Here is a 1,546-nt window from a genome sequence, read left to right as displayed (position 1 = left end):
TCAACATATAATCGGTTTCTACATATCCGCCTGCCCCATCAGAGGGAGGAAGAATGAATCCACCAAGAATCGCCTGCGTAAAGCTTAGGTGACCTACGTCTTGTGAAATTACGTTATAGAATCCGAATGGAAGCAAGCTTCCAATCAAATTGGTAACCTGTGTTCCGGGAACGACTAATTCGTCCTCGTCCCACAGTAGCGTAGCTGTAGCTCCATCACAGGGGCCTATTAGCGTAAATCCTACTTTCAGTGTAAAGCTGTCGCCAGGCTCTATAGTGATTTCATTTGTTTTCACATCGCCGACCTTGAAGAAGTACTGCGATGGCATCGCATCGGGCACTTGGGCCTGGACGCCGGCAAAGCCGAGTCCAAGCACCATACATGCCGCTATGAGAGTGTTAGTAATAGCACTAAAGTGGTTCTTTAGCTCTTGTGTTAACTTGTTCATAAGCATTTGTATTTAATTGGTTTTAATTGATTTATATTTATTTTCATTTAGTTCAGTGGAGCAGTAGCCCCAGATTGATTAAACGAAGCATTCAAAATTGAGATGTCAAAGATATTAATATTGCCATCACAATTCAGGTCAGCTAGCGGGTTGTATGCTGGATTACCCACAGATGTATTGAAAGCGGCATTGATCAATGAAACGTCGAAGATGTTAACTGCTCCATCGTTATTGATATTACCGTTTTTAATAGCACCTACTGCAAGGCTATTAGCGCCAGCAGCAATTACCACATCCTGAACACCTTTTGCAAGGTACCCTTGAATTTTTACAATTACATCATACGTACCTGTTGGAAGATCTGCAATTGAGAAAGTTCCATCGGCAGCTACCGTAATGTTGTAAGTTTCAATCAAGGTAGCTGTGTTTGGAGTATAAAGTCTCACAGTACCATCGCGATCACCACAGCTGCTATTCCAGTTTACAGTACCGTTAAGTGCAGCTCCGGCATTTTCGCATTCTACAGAAAGGCCGAACTCACCTTCACCCGCGCTAAAGCCACCAACGGCATAATAACCGGTAATAGCGATATAGTACGTTTGACCTGCTACTGCTTCAAGCGTACCCACACCTGCAAAACTTTGTGGGACACAATCAAAGTTGCCATCAACATATCCATTTCCTTCAAAACCAGTGAAACAAGTCAAAGCATCACATGTACCTGTGTACACGTTGATGTCTGTATCAAAATTTGTTTCCGGGTTACATGTAGAAAGTATAACATCTCCTGTAGCATCTGCTGTGAAAGAATACCATACTGTTTGTCGAGAATCGCCATCACATCCTACGTTATCAGTGGCTCCGCGAGTCGTTCCAACTACATAATCGTTACATGAGAGTGAAATAGCATCAGAGCATTCATTGTTAACTGGAATGGGATCTCCAATACATTCGCAATTTTCATTAACGATATCATTCACAGTATTCGAATCACCATCGTCACAGGCATTCCCGATATTATTGCTCAAATCAGGACAGTCAAAATCTGTACAAATCAATGTCACGGCGTAAGTAGTAGCGGTGCTAAATGGACGGATA

At 42.6% G+C, this 1,546-nt stretch carries 2 protein-coding genes; both read right to left on the bottom strand.

Going from position 1 to position 1,546, the window contains the following annotated elements; translation table 11 throughout:
- Positions 1-448, bottom strand: a 448-nt coding sequence (locus G3O08_RS20620; protein ID WP_163287337.1) for a hypothetical protein, incomplete at its 3' end; no start/stop codon positions are given.
- Positions 449-495: 47 nt separating this feature from the next.
- Positions 496-1,546 (bottom strand): dockerin type I domain-containing protein (locus tag G3O08_RS20615; protein WP_204336975.1); only part of this gene is annotated, 1,051 nt, incomplete at its 5' end.

This window comes from Cryomorpha ignava, from assembly GCF_010686655.1.
GTDB lineage: Bacteria > Bacteroidota > Bacteroidia > Flavobacteriales_D > Cryomorphaceae > Cryomorpha > Cryomorpha ignava.
This window is presented reverse-complemented; position numbering and strand designations above follow the sequence as displayed.